Consider the following 14,740-nt stretch of genomic DNA (forward strand, 5'->3'; position numbering starts at 1 on the left):
CGCCTAGGTCGTGCCCGGCCGCGCCCGCCGCCGCCCCGCCGTCCGCGGCCCCGGCCACCCCGGCCCCGGCCGCGACCGGTGCGCCGACCGGTGCGCCGGCGCCCGCCGCGCCCGCCGTCGACAAGAACGCCGCGCCCGCCGACGCCCGGCTCACCCTGGCCAAGCCGGGCACCCCGGTGACCGCCCCGGCCTCCAACGGCGACACCGCCCCGGGCGCCGGAGCCGTCGCCACCGGGGCCCTCGCCCCCGGCTTCACCGTCACCCAGACCACCACCGTCACCGAGCAGCGCGGCCTCGGCCTCTCCGGTCTCACCTGCACACCGGCGGGCACCGGCTTCTGGTTCGCCGGCGCCTCCACGGCCGGGGACCGCACCGACTACGTCAGCCTGGTCAACGCCGAGTCCACCGCCGCCGTGGTCGACCTCAAGCTCTACGGCGACAAGGGCCTGATCGAGAACGACGCCGCCAACGGCATCACCGTCGCCCCCGGCAGCTCGCAGTCGGTGCTGCTGCCCACGATCAGCAGGGGCCAGGTCGCCGACCTGGTCGTACAGGTGGTCGCCCGCACCGGCCGGGTCGGCGCCGCCCTGCACGCCGCCGACGGCGCCAAGGGAGCCGACTGGGTGCCGGCCTCCGCCGATCCGGCGCCCACCCAGGTGCTCCCCGGGCTTCCCGCCGACACCTCGGCCGCCCGGCTGGTGGTGTGGGCCCCGCCGGAGGACGACGCGGACCTGAAGATCCAGCTCTCCGGCAAGAACGGCTGGTTCACCCCGGCCGGCAACGAGTCCGTCCACGTCAAGGCCGGCACGGTGGTCGCCGTCGACCTCGGCAAGGTCACCCGGGACGAGGTGGCGGGCCTGCGCCTGTCGCCCACCGACGACAAGCACCCCACCAAGGTGGTGGCAGGCCTGCGGATCGACCGCGCCGCGGCCAACGGCAAGTCCGACGCGGCCTGGCTGAGCGGCACCGTGCCGGTCGGCGCCCGCGCCACCGTGGCCGACAACCGGGGCGGCGGCGCCTCCACGCTCTTCCTCACCTCCACCGGCGAGGCCGCCACCGTCCGGGTCACCGCCTCGGCGGGCACCGGCGGCGGCACGCCCGCCACCAAGGACGTCGAGCTGCCGGCCGGCGGCACGGTCGCCCTCCCGGCACCCGAGCCCACCGGACTGAACGGCTCCTACGCGCTCACCGTGGAGACCGTCTCCGGCGGTCCGGTCACCGCCGCCCGGATGCTCGCGATCACCACCAAGGACGTGCCGATGTTCACCATCCAGGCACTCCGCGACGACCGCAGCAGCGTGCAGGTCCCGAAGGCCGCCCAGGACCCGGGCGTGGTCCTGCGCTGAGCGCGGACCGACGGACCCGACGACGACGGCGGGGGCGGTACCCGGTTTCGGGTACCGCCCCCGCCGCCGTCCGGCCGGTGACCGTCAGTCCTCGTCGTAGCGCGGGTCGATGGCGTCCGGCGAGAGGCCCAGCAGCTCGGCGACCTGCTCGATCAGGATCTCGTGCACCAGCGCCGCGCGGTCCTCCCGCGACTTCGCCCGGATCTCCACCGGCCGCCGGTACACCACGATCTGACTCTTCCGCCCCTGCCGGCCCGGTGAGACCCGGCCCAACGGCACCCCGCCGTCGGGATCGGCCGTGCCGTCAGGCTCGTGCAGCGGCACCTCCTGGACGGCGAACTCGACTTCGATCAACTGCGGCCAACGCCGTTCAAGCCGCTCCACCGATTCGCGCACGTAGTCGTCGAACAACTCGGAGCGCGTGAGCGAGATCGGTACCTGCGGAGGCGCCAGCGGGCCTCGCAGCCCCCTGCCGTGCCGGTCACGGTGCCGGGGGCGGCGCGAGGGACCCGTCGATGACTGCGGTGCGGAGCTGTCCATATCACTGCCGAGGGTAGTCCTTGGGCGGTCGGAAGTGGACCACCCCCGCACCTAATCGCCCGGGGCGGCGGGTGCACGCACGGGCGCGCGGCCGCGACACGGGACGCCCTCCGGGCAGGCGGTCTTCGCTCCCCGGCGGGGAGTGCTGTACCGTCCACCCTCGTGAGCTCTGTACGTCGTTGTTCGCGGACCGCGTGCGGCCGGCCGGCCGTCGCAACGCTGACGTACGTCTACGCGGACTCCACCGCCGTCCTGGGCCCGCTCGCCACCTACGCCGAGCCGCACTGCTACGACCTGTGCGCCCAGCACGCCGAGCGCCTCACCGCCCCGCGCGGCTGGGAGGTGGTCCGGCTCGTCGCCGAGGCCGGCCCGCTCCGCCGCAGCAGTGACGACCTCGAAGCGCTCGCCAACGCCGTCCGCGAGGCCGCCCGCCCGCAGACCCCCCGTCAGGGCCGCGGCCCCGAGGGCGAATCCACCGAGGCCGGCCGCCGCGGCCACCTCCGGGTGCTCCGCTCGCCCGACAACTGACACCCGGTCCCCGCCCCCCGGGCACCACCCGCCTCGCACGAACGCCTCCACCGGCCCCGGTACGCTGCCCCATGACCGGGTACCGGCCGCTGCCGAGCCCGGACGTATCGTGACCATGGGCGACCAGCCCGTCGACCGACCCGTCGATCAGACGGAGAACCAGGGTGGAGCCGCAGTGCGCGACCTCAAGCAGCTCGTGAAGGCGTACGACGTCCGAGGCGTCGTCCCGGACCAGTGGGACGAGAACCTCTCCCGCGCCTTCGGCGCCGCGTTCGTGCAGGTCACCGGGGCGACCGCGATCGTGGTCGGCCACGACATGCGGCCCTCGTCCCCGTCGCTCAGCCTGGCCTTCGCCGAGGGCGCCGCCGCCTACGGCGCGGACGTCGTCCGGATCGGCCTCTGCTCGACCGACCAGCTGTACTACGCCAGCGGCTCGCTCGACCTGCCCGGCGCGATGTTCACCGCCAGCCACAACCCGGCCGAGTACAACGGCATCAAGCTCTGCCGTGCCGGCGCCGCCCCCGTCGGCCAGGACACCGGGCTCTCCGAGATCCGCGAGCTGGTCGAGTCCTGGACCGCCGCCGACGACACCGTCACCGTGCCGGTCCGGGACGTCGAGCCCGGCTCCCTCTCCGAGCAGGACACCCTGCGCGGCTACGCCGACCACCTGCTCGGTCTGGTCGACCTCACCGCCGTCCGCCCGCTCAAGGTCGCCGTCGACGCGGGCAACGGCATGGGCGGGCACACCGTCCCGACCGTCTTCGACGGCCTGCCGATCGACCTCGTCCCGATGTACTTCGAGCTCGACGGCACCTTCCCCAACCACGAGGCCAACCCGCTCGACCCGAAGAACCTGGTCGACCTCCAGGCCAAGGTCCGCGAGGTCGGCGCCGACCTCGGCCTCGCCTTCGACGGCGACGCCGACCGCTGCTTCGTCGTCGACGAGCGCGGCGAGCCGGTCTCCCCGTCCGCCATCACCGCGCTGGTCGCCGTCCGCGAGATCGCCCGCGCCCGGGCCGCCGGCGAGGACGAGCCGACCGTCATCCACAACCTGATCACCTCCTGGACCGTCCCCGAGGTGGTCCGCGAGCTCGGCGGCAAGCCGGTCCGCACCCGGGTCGGCCACTCCTTCATCAAGCAGGAGATGGCCGTCACCGACGCGGTCTTCGGCGGCGAGCACTCCGCGCACTACTACTTCCGCGACTTCTGGCGCGCCGACACCGGCATGCTCGCCGCGCTGCACGTGCTGGCCGCCCTCGGCGGGCAGGACCGCACCCTCTCCGAGCTCACCGCCGAGTACGACCGGTACGCGGCCTCCGGCGAGATCAACAGCACCGTCGCCGACCAGGCCGACCGGACCGCCGCCGTCCGCGCCGCCTACGCCGGCCCGGAGGACGTCACCGTCGACGAGCTGGACGGACTGACCGTCACCGGCCCCGACTGGTGGTTCAACCTGCGCGCCTCCAACACCGAGCCGCTGCTGCGCCTGAACGTCGAGGCGAAGGACCCGGCGAGGATGGCCGAGCTGCGTGACGGCGTCCTCGCGCTCGTCCGCGCCTGACGCACACCCGTCGTGCCCCGGCCGGTAGGGTTTCCTCTCGGCCGGGGCACCGCCGTGCCATCCCTCTGAACTGGAGCCCGAACCCCATGAAGCTCGAAGCCTTCCTGCTGGAGATCCTGGTCTGCCCGCAGTGCCGGTCCGCGCTCACCGAGGGCGGCACCGAGGAGCAGCCGGAGCTGGTCTGCGCCGGCGAGGGCTGCGGCCTGGCCTACCCGGTCCGGGACGGCATTCCGGTCCTGCTGGTGGACGAGGCCCGCCGCCCCGCGTGATCCTTGGGTCGGGCGCCACCGGGCCCGACCCGCACCCCGCAGTACCGGCATACCCGCAGTACCGGCCTTGCTCGCAGTCTCCGCAGTACCGGCAGTACGGCAGTACCGGCAGTGCCCGCGGTGGAACCCCGCCGCACCACCCCGCCGCACACCCCTCAGCCAGCAGCCCTCAGCGCCCAGCCAGCAGCCGGAGGCCCGCCGCATGCTCGACGACACCCTGCTCGACGACCCGGCCGCCCTCCGGCGCGCCGACCACGACCGCGCCCTGCTGGCCCTGGCCGGTTCCGGCGCCCGGGTCCGCACCGCGCTGCGGCTCGCCGAAGCCGCAGGCATCGACCGGCTCCGCCCCGACGGCCGCCCGCGCGCCGTCCTGGTCGCCGGCCACGGCAGCGCGCTGACCGCCGCCGAGATGCTGGCGGCCCTGGCCGGGACCGCGAGCCTGGTCTCCCCGCTGCCGCCCGCGGACGCCGCGCCCGTCCCGCGCACCGACCGGGCCACCGCGCCGCCCGTCTTCACGGCCGGCCTGGCCTGGCAGCTCCCCGGCTGGGCCGGGCCGCTCGACCTGCTGGTGGTGAGCTCCGCCGACGGCGGCGAACAGGGCCTGGTCGCCCTCGCCGAGCAGGCCTACGCGCGCGGCTGCGCGATCGTGGTCGTCGCGCCCGAGGGCAGTCCGCTCGCCGGGGCCGCGCTCCAGGTCCGCGCCCTGCCGCTGCCCTTCGTGCCGTCCGCCCTGTCGTCCGACTCCCCTGACGACGGCACCCCGCCCGCGGCCGCGTACGCCGCCGAGCCCGACCTGCCCGCCGAGGACCCGGCCGCGCTCTGGTCCCACCTCACGCCGCTGCTCGCGCTCTGCCAGAAGCTCGGCGTCACCCAACTGCCGTACGACGCGCTGGCGGCCACCGCGGACCTGCTGGACGAGAGCGCCGTCCGCTGCCGCCCGGACGCCGCCGCGTACACCAACCCGGCCAAGGGGCTGGCCGCCCGGCTGGCGGGGACGGTACCGCTGCTGTGGGCCGAGGGCCCGGTGGCCGGGGCGGCAGCCGGCCGGTTCGCCGCCCAGCTCGCCGACCGGGCCGGCCGCCCGGCCCTCGCCGGCCCGCTGCCGCAGGTGCTCACCGCGCACCGCGGCATGTTCACCGGCCAGCTCGGCGCCGGGGCCGACCCGGACGACTTCTTCCGCGACCGGGTGGAGGAGCCGGACCCGCTGCACCTCCAGGTCCTGCTGCTGCGGCACATCCCCGGCGACCAGCCGTCCGCGACTCCGGCCGGGCCCGGCGAGCCGGACGACGGCCCGGCCGAGGTACCGGCCGACGACGAGGGCCCGCGCAGCTTCGGCGCCACCCGGGCGCACCGGCTCGCCGCCGCCCACGACGTCCGGCTCACCGAGTACGCCAGCCGCCGGGCCGACCCGCTGCACGCGCTGGCCGACCTGGTCGCGCTCACCGACTTCGCCGCCGTCTACCTCGGGCTCGCGGCACAGTCCTGAACGCGTCCGGCCCGGCCCGGTACCGTATGCGCTCGACAACGACTGGGCGCGGGCTGCGTGGACGGCCCCCGACGGAGGGACCACCCCGAGCATGAGCACCGAAGGCGGTACCAAGGCACTCGTCGCGGCATTGTCCGCGAACCTGGGCATTGCGGTGAGCAAGTTCGTCGCCTTCGCGTTCTCGGGCTCCTCGTCGATGCTCGCGGAGGGCGTCCACTCGGTCGCGGACTCCGGCAACCAGGTGCTGCTGCTGGTCGGCGGCAAGCGCTCGAAGCGGGTCGCCACCCCCGAGCACCCGTTCGGCTACGGGCGCGAGCGGTACATCTACGCGTTCCTGGTCTCGATCGTGCTGTTCAGCGTCGGCGGCATGTTCGCGATCTACGAGGGCTACGAGAAGATCGCCCACCCGCACGAGCTGGACAACTGGTACTGGCCGGTCGGCGTGCTGGTCCTCGCGATCGGCCTGGAGGCCTGGTCCTTCTACACCGCGTACCGCGAGGCCGTGAAGGACAAGGGCAAGCACGGCTGGACCGCCTACATCCGCCGGGCCAAGGCCCCCGAGCTGCCGGTCGTGCTGCTGGAGGACACCGGTGCGCTGATCGGCCTGGTGCTGGCGCTGTTCGGCGTGAGTCTGACCGTGATCACCGGTGACGCCGTCTGGGACGGCATCGGCACGCTCTCGATCGGCGTGCTGCTGATCGCCATCGCGATCGTGCTGGCACTGGAGACCCGGTCGCTGCTGATCGGCGAGTCCGCCCACCCCGAGGTCGTGGCCGAGATCCGCGACGCGCTGGTCGACCACGACTCCGTCACCCGCGTGATCCACATGCGCACGCTGCACCTCGGCCCCGAGGAGCTGCTCGTCGCCGCCAAGATCGCCGTCCCCGCCGACGCCACCGCCGCCGAGGTGGCCCAGGCCATCGACGCCGCCGAGGCGCGGGTCCGCCGGGCCGTGAAGATCGCGAGGGTGATCTACCTGGAGCCGGACATCTTCAGCGCCGAGAAGGAGGCCGAGGGCGACGACCCGAACGCCACGCCCGGCGGGCCGGTGCCGGACGCCGCGCACTGACCGCCGCGCAGGCCACCGCGTACCGGCCACCGCGCAGCGCCGCGGGGCCGGACCGGGCGGCACACGTGCGGGGCTCGTACGGGGCTCGTACGGGGCGTGCACAGGACGTGCGCGCCGCCGGGGGCGAGGCCGAAAAACGGTCGTACCGGGCCGCCGTCCGGGGCCTGCGGTGTAGATTCGTCCTCAGAGCCAGAACGTCGCTGCTGATGGCGGTCGATCGGCGGCCCGTGTCCGCACGGGCACGCGCCGGTCGAGGGACAGAGGTCCTCCGACGGTTTGTGCGAACAGCGGGGCACCGGTCCCTCCCGGACCGGTACCGTCCCGGCGCCGCCGCCCACCTGTGCGGCCCGCCGCGCTGTGACGCACCCCGAGGACCTTGGCCATGCCCCACCCCATCAGCGAGGAGCAGACGCATGTCGACCGACATCACCGGTGACTTCAAGGTCGCCGACCTTTCCCTGGCGCCGTTCGGCCGCAAGGAGATCCAGCTGGCCGAGCACGAGATGCCCGGCCTGATGACGATCCGCGCCGAGTACGCCGCGGCCCAGCCGCTGGCCGGCGCCCGGATCACCGGCTCGCTGCACATGACCGTGCAGACCGCCGTCCTGATCGAGACCCTCACCGCGCTCGGTGCCGAGGTCCGCTGGTGCTCCTGCAACATCTTCTCCACCCAGGACCACGCCGCCGCCGCCATCGCGGTCGGCCCGGAGGGCACCCCGGAGAACCCGCAGGGCGTGCCGGTCTTCGCCTGGAAGGGCGAGACGCTGGACGAGTACTGGTGGTGCACCGAGCAGGCGCTCACCTGGCCGAACGGCCAGACCCCGAACATGATCCTCGACGACGGCGGCGACGCCACCCTGCTGATCCACAAGGGCGTCGAGTTCGAGAAGGCGGGCGTCGCGCCGGACCCGTCCACCGCGGACAACGACGAGTTCCGGATCATCCTGGAGCTGCTCAACCGCACGCTCAAGGACACCCCGAACAAGTGGACCGAGGTCGCCGCCACCATCAAGGGCGTCACCGAGGAGACCACCACCGGTGTCCACCGCCTGTACGAGATGCACCGTGACGGCAACCTGCTCTTCCCGGCCATCAACGTCAACGACTCGGTCACCAAGTCGAAGTTCGACAACAAGTACGGCTGCCGCCACTCGCTGATCGACGGCATCAACCGCGCCACCGACGTCCTGATCGGCGGCAAGGTCGCCCTCGTCGCCGGCTACGGCGACGTGGGCAAGGGCTGCGCCGAGTCGCTGCGCGGCCAGGGCGCCCGGGTCATCGTCACCGAGATCGACCCGATCTGTGCGCTCCAGGCGGCGATGGACGGCTACCAGGTCACCACCCTGGAAGAGGTCGTCGAGACCGCCGACATCTTCATCACCACGACCGGCAACAAGGACATCATCATGGCCTCCCACATGGCCCGGATGAAGCACCAGGCCATCGTCGGCAACATCGGTCACTTCGACAACGAGATCGACATGGCCGGCCTCGCGAAGCTCCCGGGCGTCGTGAAGACCGAGGTCAAGCCGCAGGTCCACGAGTGGCGCAAGGCCGACGGCCGCACCATCATCGTCCTCTCCGAGGGCCGCCTGCTGAACCTGGGCAACGCGACCGGCCACCCGTCGTTCGTGATGTCCAACTCCTTCGCCAACCAGACGATCGCCCAGATCGAGCTGTTCACGAAGACCGAGCAGTACCCGATCGGCGTCTACGTGCTGCCGAAGCACCTGGACGAGAAGGTCGCCCGCCTGCACCTCGACGCGCTGGGCGTGAAGCTGACCACCCTCAGCAAGGACCAGGCCGACTACATCGGCGTCTCCGTCGACGGCCCGTACAAGGCGGACCAGTACCGCTACTGATCCGCCCGACGGCACACGCCGGTGGCCGGCACCCCCGCTCGGGGGTGCCGGCCACCGGCGTTCCGGTGCTCAGCGGCGCAGGACGTCCGTGGTCCAGGTGCCCTCGTCGAGGCCCGTGACGCGGACCAGCCCCAGCAGGCCGTTCAGGCCGCCGAGCTGTTCGAGCGCCGCCGGTGCGGCGCCGTCCGAGACCGCCGCGCAGACCTTCAGCCCCTGCTCGGTCCGGCAGGTCGGCGACGCCGGACCGAGGACGGTGTCGCCGGGCACCGGTTCCACGTCCGGGCTCACCGTGACCTCGACCGTGCGGCCCTCGACCCGGAACTCGATCTCGGCGAACCAGGGGAGCGCGCTGTTCGCGGGCCGGCCGATCGAGGAGTTCTCCGGCCGGAAGGGCTCCGTCAGCCCGGCGAACCAGAGCGGCAGCGGCACGTCCCAGGCCCCGAAGGAGGCACCGGCCGCGATCCGCAGCAAGGTCTCGTCGGAGTAGTCGGCGGGCTTGCCACCCCACCAGTAGAGCTGGGCCCACCGCCCCGAGGGCGTCAGCCAGCGCAGTATGTGGTCGCCGGCGCTGCCCTGCCGCGTCAGCCAGTACGCGGTCCGCCCGTCGACCGGCGGAGCCGGGCTCTTCACCTGGGGGAACGCCGACGTCGAGTCGACCGCCGGTTCCGGCCCGGCGGGGAACAGCGAGAGCCTGATCATCGGGGAGTGGTCGTTCCCCCCGCCGGCGGTGGCGGCCTGGCCGTGGGTGCCCGCCTGGTAGCCGACACCGGCCGCCCACGCGGGCAGCCAGCCGAACCTGACCTCGCTGGCCAGCGGGTCGCCCACGGCGGGCGGGACGGCGGTGGGCGAGGCGCCGGCGGCACCGGGCGTCCGCGCCGCGGAGTCCGCAGGTGTGTCGGCCGTCGTGGGCGTGGCCGCGGGGGCCACCGGGACCGGGGAGCCGACGGGCCCGTCGCCGGCGCCCGGCTCCAGCAGCAGCGTGCCGGTGAGGACCGCCGCGGTCAGGACCGCGGCCCCGCCGATCGAGGCCCGGCGCCGGCGGCGCAGGCGGGCCCGCCCCTGACGGACGGCCCAGGCGGTGTCGAAGCCGACCGACGGCGCGGGCGCATCGGCCACGGCCACCAGGCGCTCGGTCAGGTCACGGTGCTCGTCGGCGGTCATGACGTGGTCCTCCCAGCGGGGGCGGGACGGGGGGAGAGAAGGCCCCGGAGGGTGTGCAGGGCCCGGGAGCTCTGGCTCTTGACGTTGCCGGGCGAGCAGCCGAGCGCCTCGGCGGCCTGGTCGACCGTCAGGTCGCAGTAGTACCGGAGCACCACGGTGGCCCGCTGGCGCGGCGGCAGCGCGGCCAGCGCCCGGCGCAGGTCCAGTGCGGAATCGAGGTCCGGGGGCACCGAGACGACGTCCGGCTCGTCGCCGGTGCGGCTGATCCGCCGCCACCACGGCGAGCGCTGCTCGGCGAGGAACGTGTTCACCAGCACCCGGCGGGCGTAGCCGTCCAGGTTCTCCACCTCGCCGATCCGAGGCCAGTGCACGTAGAGCTTGGTGATGCTCTCCTGCACCAGGTCGTCCGCGCGGTGCCAGTCCCCGCACAGCAGATAGGCGACCTTGCGGAGCCAGCCGCCCCTGGAGGCCACGTACACGGTGAACTCCGCGTCGCGTGCCTGCTTCGCCATCCTGCCCCCCTTCCCCTCACCCGGCGGCGCCGGTCGGCAGCCGTCCACCCCCTTGATGCGGCACCGGAACGGGAGGTTGCATGCCGGGCGCCGGTGATCGCGGACGTAGGCTTTCGGGCATGCCCAACGGCCGGTACTCGCTCCACGACACCCACGACCACGTGCTGCTCGGTGAGGAGCGCTTCAGCTGCGCACCCGGCCCGGCCGGCTGGCGGTACGTCTCCAAGACCTACGCGCCGGACGGACACGTCCTCGGCACGGTGGACCTGACGCTGGACGCGCGGGCCCGGCCGCTGCGGATGGAACTGCGCGCGGGCGGCTGGCAGGTGCGGGGCGGCGCCGTCGACGGGGTCGCCTGGGTACGGGCGGACGCCGCCGACCCGGCCGGCGAGCAGGCGGCCGAGGGCCACGACCGGGCGCACGGCTTCGCCGGACGCTCGCCGGGGTTCCTGGTCGCCACCGCCCGGCTGCTGCGCCTGCGGGAGGGGGCGAGCGCGCGGGTACGGCTGGTCGCGTTCACCGAGCCGGTGCTGGCTCCGCGCACCTTCGACCAGGGGTGGCTGCTGGAGGGCGCGGACACGCACGAGACCGACTCGGGGCCGCTGCTGGTCGAGCGGTACCAGGTGGCGGACCTGGAGACGGGGGAGCAGCAGGTCGTGCACCTCGCCGGGGACGTGGTGCTCGCCGCGGGCGGGATCGAGCTGGAGGAACTGGAGTCCCCGCCGAACGCGTGGCCGGCCGCGTTCGGGTACGGCGAGGGCCTGGGCGGCTGAGAGGGCGTTCCGTGACCTCGTGCCGGCGCCCCGGCCGTGAACCGGCGACGGCCCCTTGCCCGCCCAGGCCCCCGGTTCGCCCTGCCGGCACCGCCGGCCGGTGCCGGCAGGGTAGCCGGTCAGATCGGTGGAAGAGCCGTTGAACCGGCGACGACCGCCTGCAAGGCTGGGGCCATGGGCTCCCCGAGGTTCAGCGCGCCACCACCGAATCCCGAACCTCCCGCCGTCGACGCCTTCCTCTCCGCCGTCGACAGCGCGATGAACAGCAACACCCTGCTGCTCACCGCGGATTGCGACGCACTCGTGACGGCCGGAAACCGCCGGGCCGTCCTGCACGCCTTCCTGCGCAGTGCCCTGTTCGAGCGACTGATGCGCGCCGCCGACGCACGCCGCAACTGGTACGTCCTGGCGGACCCGTACGACAGCGAGCCTTTCGAGCGCCCGCTCCTGCGCGAGGGATTCCGCGCCGCGGTGAGCACGCTCGACCACGCCGGCTTCCTGGCGCGGCTGCGCTGGATGCTCTGCGAGGCGTACAGCCCCTACGGCCACCACTACCCGGCGGCGGACGCCGAGCGACTGGTGTGCGACTTCGCCCGGGAACTGCTCGGCGAGGACGGCCCGGCGTGGTCCTTCGCCGCTGTCAGCCCGGACTTCCTGCGCCCCACCGGCTACCACAGCGGCGAGGAGCCGCTGTGGCCGGTCTACTTCGACGGCTGCGAGTCCGACACCGCCACGTTCGTCCACCGCGGCCGCACCTTCCATCTGCTGCTGACGAACGGGTCGCCCTGAGGCGCCGTACACGAGCCGGTGTCCGGCCCGGTCCGCGTGAAGGGAGGACACGAACCCGAGCCGACCACGTCCGTGATCGACGACCTCGCCTCGCGCACGACGCGACGAGACCGCGCCGATCCGGCGAGGGGCATCCAGGGACGCACGGGCAACGCGCCTGCTTCAAGGCCCTCCGGGACCGGGGCCGGCCAGGGAACGACTCAGGCCGGCGGGGCGAAGCCGGTACCGGGCGCGGGCTTCGGGGCGGGCTCCGGTGCCGGCGGTGCGGCAGGTACGGCGGGAGCCGTCGGGTGCGGGTGGGGGTACGGCGGCTGGTGCTGTTGTCCCTGCGCCGCGGGCGCCTGCGCCGGGTACTGCGCCTGGTGGCGGGCCTGCTGGAAGGCGTGCCCCTGGGCCCGCTCCCACTCACGGCGCTGGCGCTCGGTCAGGACCGCACCGAGGTACGCCGCCGGATGCACGCCGTAGGGGACCGGATGACCGGTGCGGGCGGTCACGTCGTCCGCCAGCCTGACCGACATCTGGTGGGCCACCGCCGGGTCGAGCTCGCCGATCCGCCCGAGCAACTGGCGGACGGCCAGCCAGAGCGGCTCGGGCACGGCGGAGAGGTCGAGCGCGACCAGCTCGCCGCCGATCGCCTGCAACAGCTGCGGGTGGACCGGCGGCAGCGCCGTGGCGGTGCCGCCGCCACCGGGCACGCGCTCGCGGACCACCAGTGTCCCCGCGAACACGTCGCCCAGCCGCTTGCCCTCCGTGGACACCATCGAGCAGATCACGGCAGGGACGCCGAACAGCACGACGATCTCCAGGAAGCCGACCAGCCCGCGCACCAGCGCGTGCCGGAACCGCACCGGCCCGCCGTCGCTGCGCACCACCCGGAGCCCGAGGGCGGCCTTCCCCAGCGAACGTCCGCGGGTCAGTGTCTCGATCATGACCGGCAGGGCCACCAGGAAGAAGACCATCAGCCCGAGCGTGACCGCCGCGACCGCCGCACCGTCGATGTCGACGAGCGTCAGGCTCAGCACCAGGGACACCGCCACCAGGCCGGCGATCTGCAGGGTGAGGTCCAGCGCGATCGCCAGTGCCCGGCTCGGAAGCTTCGCCGCACGCAGGCCGAGGACGACCGCCTCGCCCGTCACCAGGTCGCTCAAGGCACCCGTCCGTTCCCGTCGGTGGTTCGTGGTCCGTGATCCGTGATCCGCGGGGAGAGGAATCCGATGGATCGCCCCCACGATCCCGTGATCTGCAGTCGTCAACATACGGGGCCCCGGACCCGGTCGGGAAGGGAGGTCCCGGACGCCTGCGCGCACCCGTGCCCTGGCATGCTGGGCCCACCTGTCCGACCAAGCCCGCCCGCGCGCCCCGCGCCGACCCTGGAGTCGCCGAATGGACCTGGACGTCTTCGTCGCCACCCACCAGGGGGAGTGGGCCCGGCTGGACGCCCTTTCCAGGAGGCGCCGTCTCACCGGGGAGGAGGCCGACGAACTGGTCTCCCTCTACCAGCGCGCCACCGGGCACCTCGCCAAGGTCCAGGCCGCCGCGCCCGACCCCACGCTGGAGGGCAGGCTCACCAGTCTGGTCTCGCGGGCGCGCGACTCGGTCACGGGCAGCCGGACCAGCGGCTGGCGGGACGTCGTGCGCTACTACACGGTGAGCTTCCCGGCCGCGCTCTACCGGTCGCGCCGCTGGTGGCTGCCGGTCGCGATTCTCTCCCTCCTCGCGACCGCGCTCGTCGCCTGGTGGGTCGCCGGACACCCGGAGGTCCGGAACAGCCTGGCGACCCCGGACCAGATCCGGGAGATGACCAGGCCCGGCGGCGACTACGAGGCCTACTACTCGGACCGTCCGGCCGGCTCCTTCGCGGCGCAGGTCTGGACGAACAACGCCTGGATCGCCGTGCAGTGCCTGCTCTACGGGGTCGTGCTCGGGATCCCGGTGGTGATGGTGCTCTGGAGCAACGTCCTCAATCTCGGTCTGGGCGTCGGACTGATGGCGTCCGCCGGCAGGCTCGACATCTTCCTCGGCCTGCTCATCCCGCACGGGCTGCTGGAACTGACCGCGGTCTTCGTCGCCGGAGGCTTGGGGCTGCGCCTCGGCTGGACGATCGTCGACCCCGGCCCACGTACCCGCGCGACCGCTCTGGCCGAACAGGGGCGGTCCATCATCGGCATGGCCGTCGGCCTCACGACCGTCCTGGCCGTCTCCGGTGTCCTGGAAGCCTTCGTCACGCCGTCCGGCCTGCCCACCTGGGCGCGGATCACGATCGGCGCGCTGGCGGAGGTGGCGTTCCTCCTCTATGCCCTGGTCCTGGGTCGAAAGGCCGCGGCGACCGGAGAGACCGGCGATCTGGAGGCGACCGACCGGGCGGACCTCCAGCCGGTCGCTGCGTGAGTCGATGTGATCACCAGGCCCCTGACCTGCTACTCTTCTCGCATCTCAGCCAAACCATTGACGTGGCACGGGTGGGCTAGTAGGTTTGAACGGTTGCGAGCGACTGGACAACAGTCGGGCACAGGCGTTAGTGTCTACGACACCGCCGAGTCGAGGTGAGCGCGTTTTATGAATGCGCACCCTCTCCGACGAGGTAAATCCCGGAACTGAGCACACCGAAAGCTTTGATAAGCTTCGGAGCGAAGTCGAAGGAAATCCCCCAGCGGGAATCGGATGAATGAAACTCCGGAAAACGGAGCGGAAAACATCTGGTAAGCTGGAAACACGAAAGAACGAAGCGCCCGGAGGGCCGGTGTGAAAACCGCCTGAAGGAAGTGTCCGTTCCTTGAGAACTCAACAGCGTGCCAAAAGTCAACGCCAGATATGTTGACATCCCCGGCCTCGGACTTGTTTCGG

14 protein-coding genes are annotated in these 14,740 nt (G+C 73.3%); 10 read left to right on the plus strand and 4 right to left on the minus strand.

Annotation, left to right across the window (positions count from 1 at the left end; all coding sequences use genetic code 11):
• A partial coding sequence (locus ABZY91_RS38350) for a DUF5719 family protein (protein ID WP_355408427.1) occupies positions 1-1,346 on the plus strand: 1,346 nt, incomplete at its 5' end.
• Positions 1,347-1,430: 84 nt separating this feature from the next.
• On the opposite strand, the gene ABZY91_RS38355 is transcribed toward ABZY91_RS38350, so the two are convergent.
• Positions 1,431-1,886 (minus strand): metallopeptidase family protein, encoded by a 456-nt coding sequence (locus tag ABZY91_RS38355; RefSeq protein WP_329882775.1) that lies wholly within the window; start codon positions 1,884-1,886, stop codon positions 1,431-1,433.
• A 162-nt stretch (positions 1,887-2,048) separates the two neighbouring features.
• On the opposite strand from ABZY91_RS38355, the gene ABZY91_RS38360 reads away from it, so the two are divergent.
• From ABZY91_RS38360 to ahcY, 6 genes are all read left to right on the plus strand, one after another.
• On the plus strand, positions 2,049-2,414 hold the full coding sequence (locus tag ABZY91_RS38360; protein WP_329950820.1) for a DUF3499 domain-containing protein: 366 nt from the start codon (positions 2,049-2,051) through the stop codon (positions 2,412-2,414).
• A 175-nt stretch (positions 2,415-2,589) separates the two neighbouring features.
• Positions 2,590-3,975 (plus strand): phosphomannomutase/phosphoglucomutase, encoded by a 1,386-nt coding sequence (locus ABZY91_RS38365; RefSeq protein ID WP_329950821.1) that lies wholly within the window; start codon positions 2,590-2,592, stop codon positions 3,973-3,975.
• A gap of 86 nt (positions 3,976-4,061) precedes the next feature.
• Positions 4,062-4,244 (plus strand): Trm112 family protein, encoded by a 183-nt coding sequence (locus ABZY91_RS38370; RefSeq protein ID WP_329882778.1) that lies wholly within the window; start codon positions 4,062-4,064, stop codon positions 4,242-4,244.
• Between the two features lie 202 nt (positions 4,245-4,446).
• On the plus strand, positions 4,447-5,730 hold the full coding sequence (locus ABZY91_RS38375) for an SIS domain-containing protein (RefSeq protein WP_355408430.1): 1,284 nt from the start codon (positions 4,447-4,449) through the stop codon (positions 5,728-5,730).
• A gap of 91 nt (positions 5,731-5,821) precedes the next feature.
• Positions 5,822-6,799, plus strand: coding sequence for a cation diffusion facilitator family transporter (locus tag ABZY91_RS38380; protein ID WP_355408432.1), 978 nt, complete (start codon positions 5,822-5,824; stop codon positions 6,797-6,799).
• 413 nt (positions 6,800-7,212) lie between these two features.
• Positions 7,213-8,661 (plus strand): adenosylhomocysteinase, encoded by a 1,449-nt coding sequence (gene ahcY / locus ABZY91_RS38385; RefSeq protein WP_329882781.1) that lies wholly within the window; start codon positions 7,213-7,215, stop codon positions 8,659-8,661.
• A 69-nt stretch (positions 8,662-8,730) separates the two neighbouring features.
• Here ahcY and ABZY91_RS38390 read toward each other — a convergent pair whose 3' ends face one another.
• Both ABZY91_RS38390 and ABZY91_RS38395 read right to left on the minus strand, forming a co-directional pair.
• Positions 8,731-9,822, minus strand: coding sequence for a hypothetical protein (locus ABZY91_RS38390; RefSeq protein WP_355408434.1), 1,092 nt, complete (start codon positions 9,820-9,822; stop codon positions 8,731-8,733).
• The gene (locus ABZY91_RS38395; protein ID WP_329950826.1) at positions 9,819-10,334 is read right to left on the minus strand and encodes a SigE family RNA polymerase sigma factor; all 516 of its coding nucleotides are present in this window, start codon (positions 10,332-10,334) and stop codon (positions 9,819-9,821) included. The genes ABZY91_RS38390 and ABZY91_RS38395 overlap by 4 nt, the downstream gene beginning before the upstream one ends.
• A 119-nt stretch (positions 10,335-10,453) precedes the next feature.
• On the opposite strand from ABZY91_RS38395, the gene ABZY91_RS38400 reads away from it, so the two are divergent.
• Together ABZY91_RS38400 and ABZY91_RS38405 are read left to right on the plus strand one after the other, a co-directional pair.
• Complete coding sequence (locus ABZY91_RS38400) at positions 10,454-11,107, plus strand: hypothetical protein (protein WP_329882784.1); 654 nt, start codon at positions 10,454-10,456, stop codon at positions 11,105-11,107.
• Between the two features lie 174 nt (positions 11,108-11,281).
• The gene (locus ABZY91_RS38405; RefSeq protein WP_355408436.1) at positions 11,282-11,896 is read left to right on the plus strand and encodes a hypothetical protein; all 615 of its coding nucleotides are present in this window, start codon (positions 11,282-11,284) and stop codon (positions 11,894-11,896) included.
• Between the two features lie 200 nt (positions 11,897-12,096).
• Here the strand turns inward: ABZY91_RS38405 and ABZY91_RS38410 are convergent, their stop codons facing one another.
• Positions 12,097-13,044, minus strand: coding sequence for an RDD family protein (locus ABZY91_RS38410; protein ID WP_355408438.1), 948 nt, complete (start codon positions 13,042-13,044; stop codon positions 12,097-12,099).
• 235 nt (positions 13,045-13,279) lie between these two features.
• Between ABZY91_RS38410 and ABZY91_RS38415 the strand changes: the two genes are divergently transcribed.
• Positions 13,280-14,284 (plus strand): stage II sporulation protein M, encoded by a 1,005-nt coding sequence (locus ABZY91_RS38415; protein ID WP_329882787.1) that lies wholly within the window; start codon positions 13,280-13,282, stop codon positions 14,282-14,284.
• The last annotated feature ends 456 nt before the right edge of the window (positions 14,285-14,740 follow it).

It is taken from the genome of Kitasatospora sp. NPDC002965 (genome assembly GCF_040611255.1).
GTDB lineage: Bacteria > Actinomycetota > Actinomycetes > Streptomycetales > Streptomycetaceae > Kitasatospora.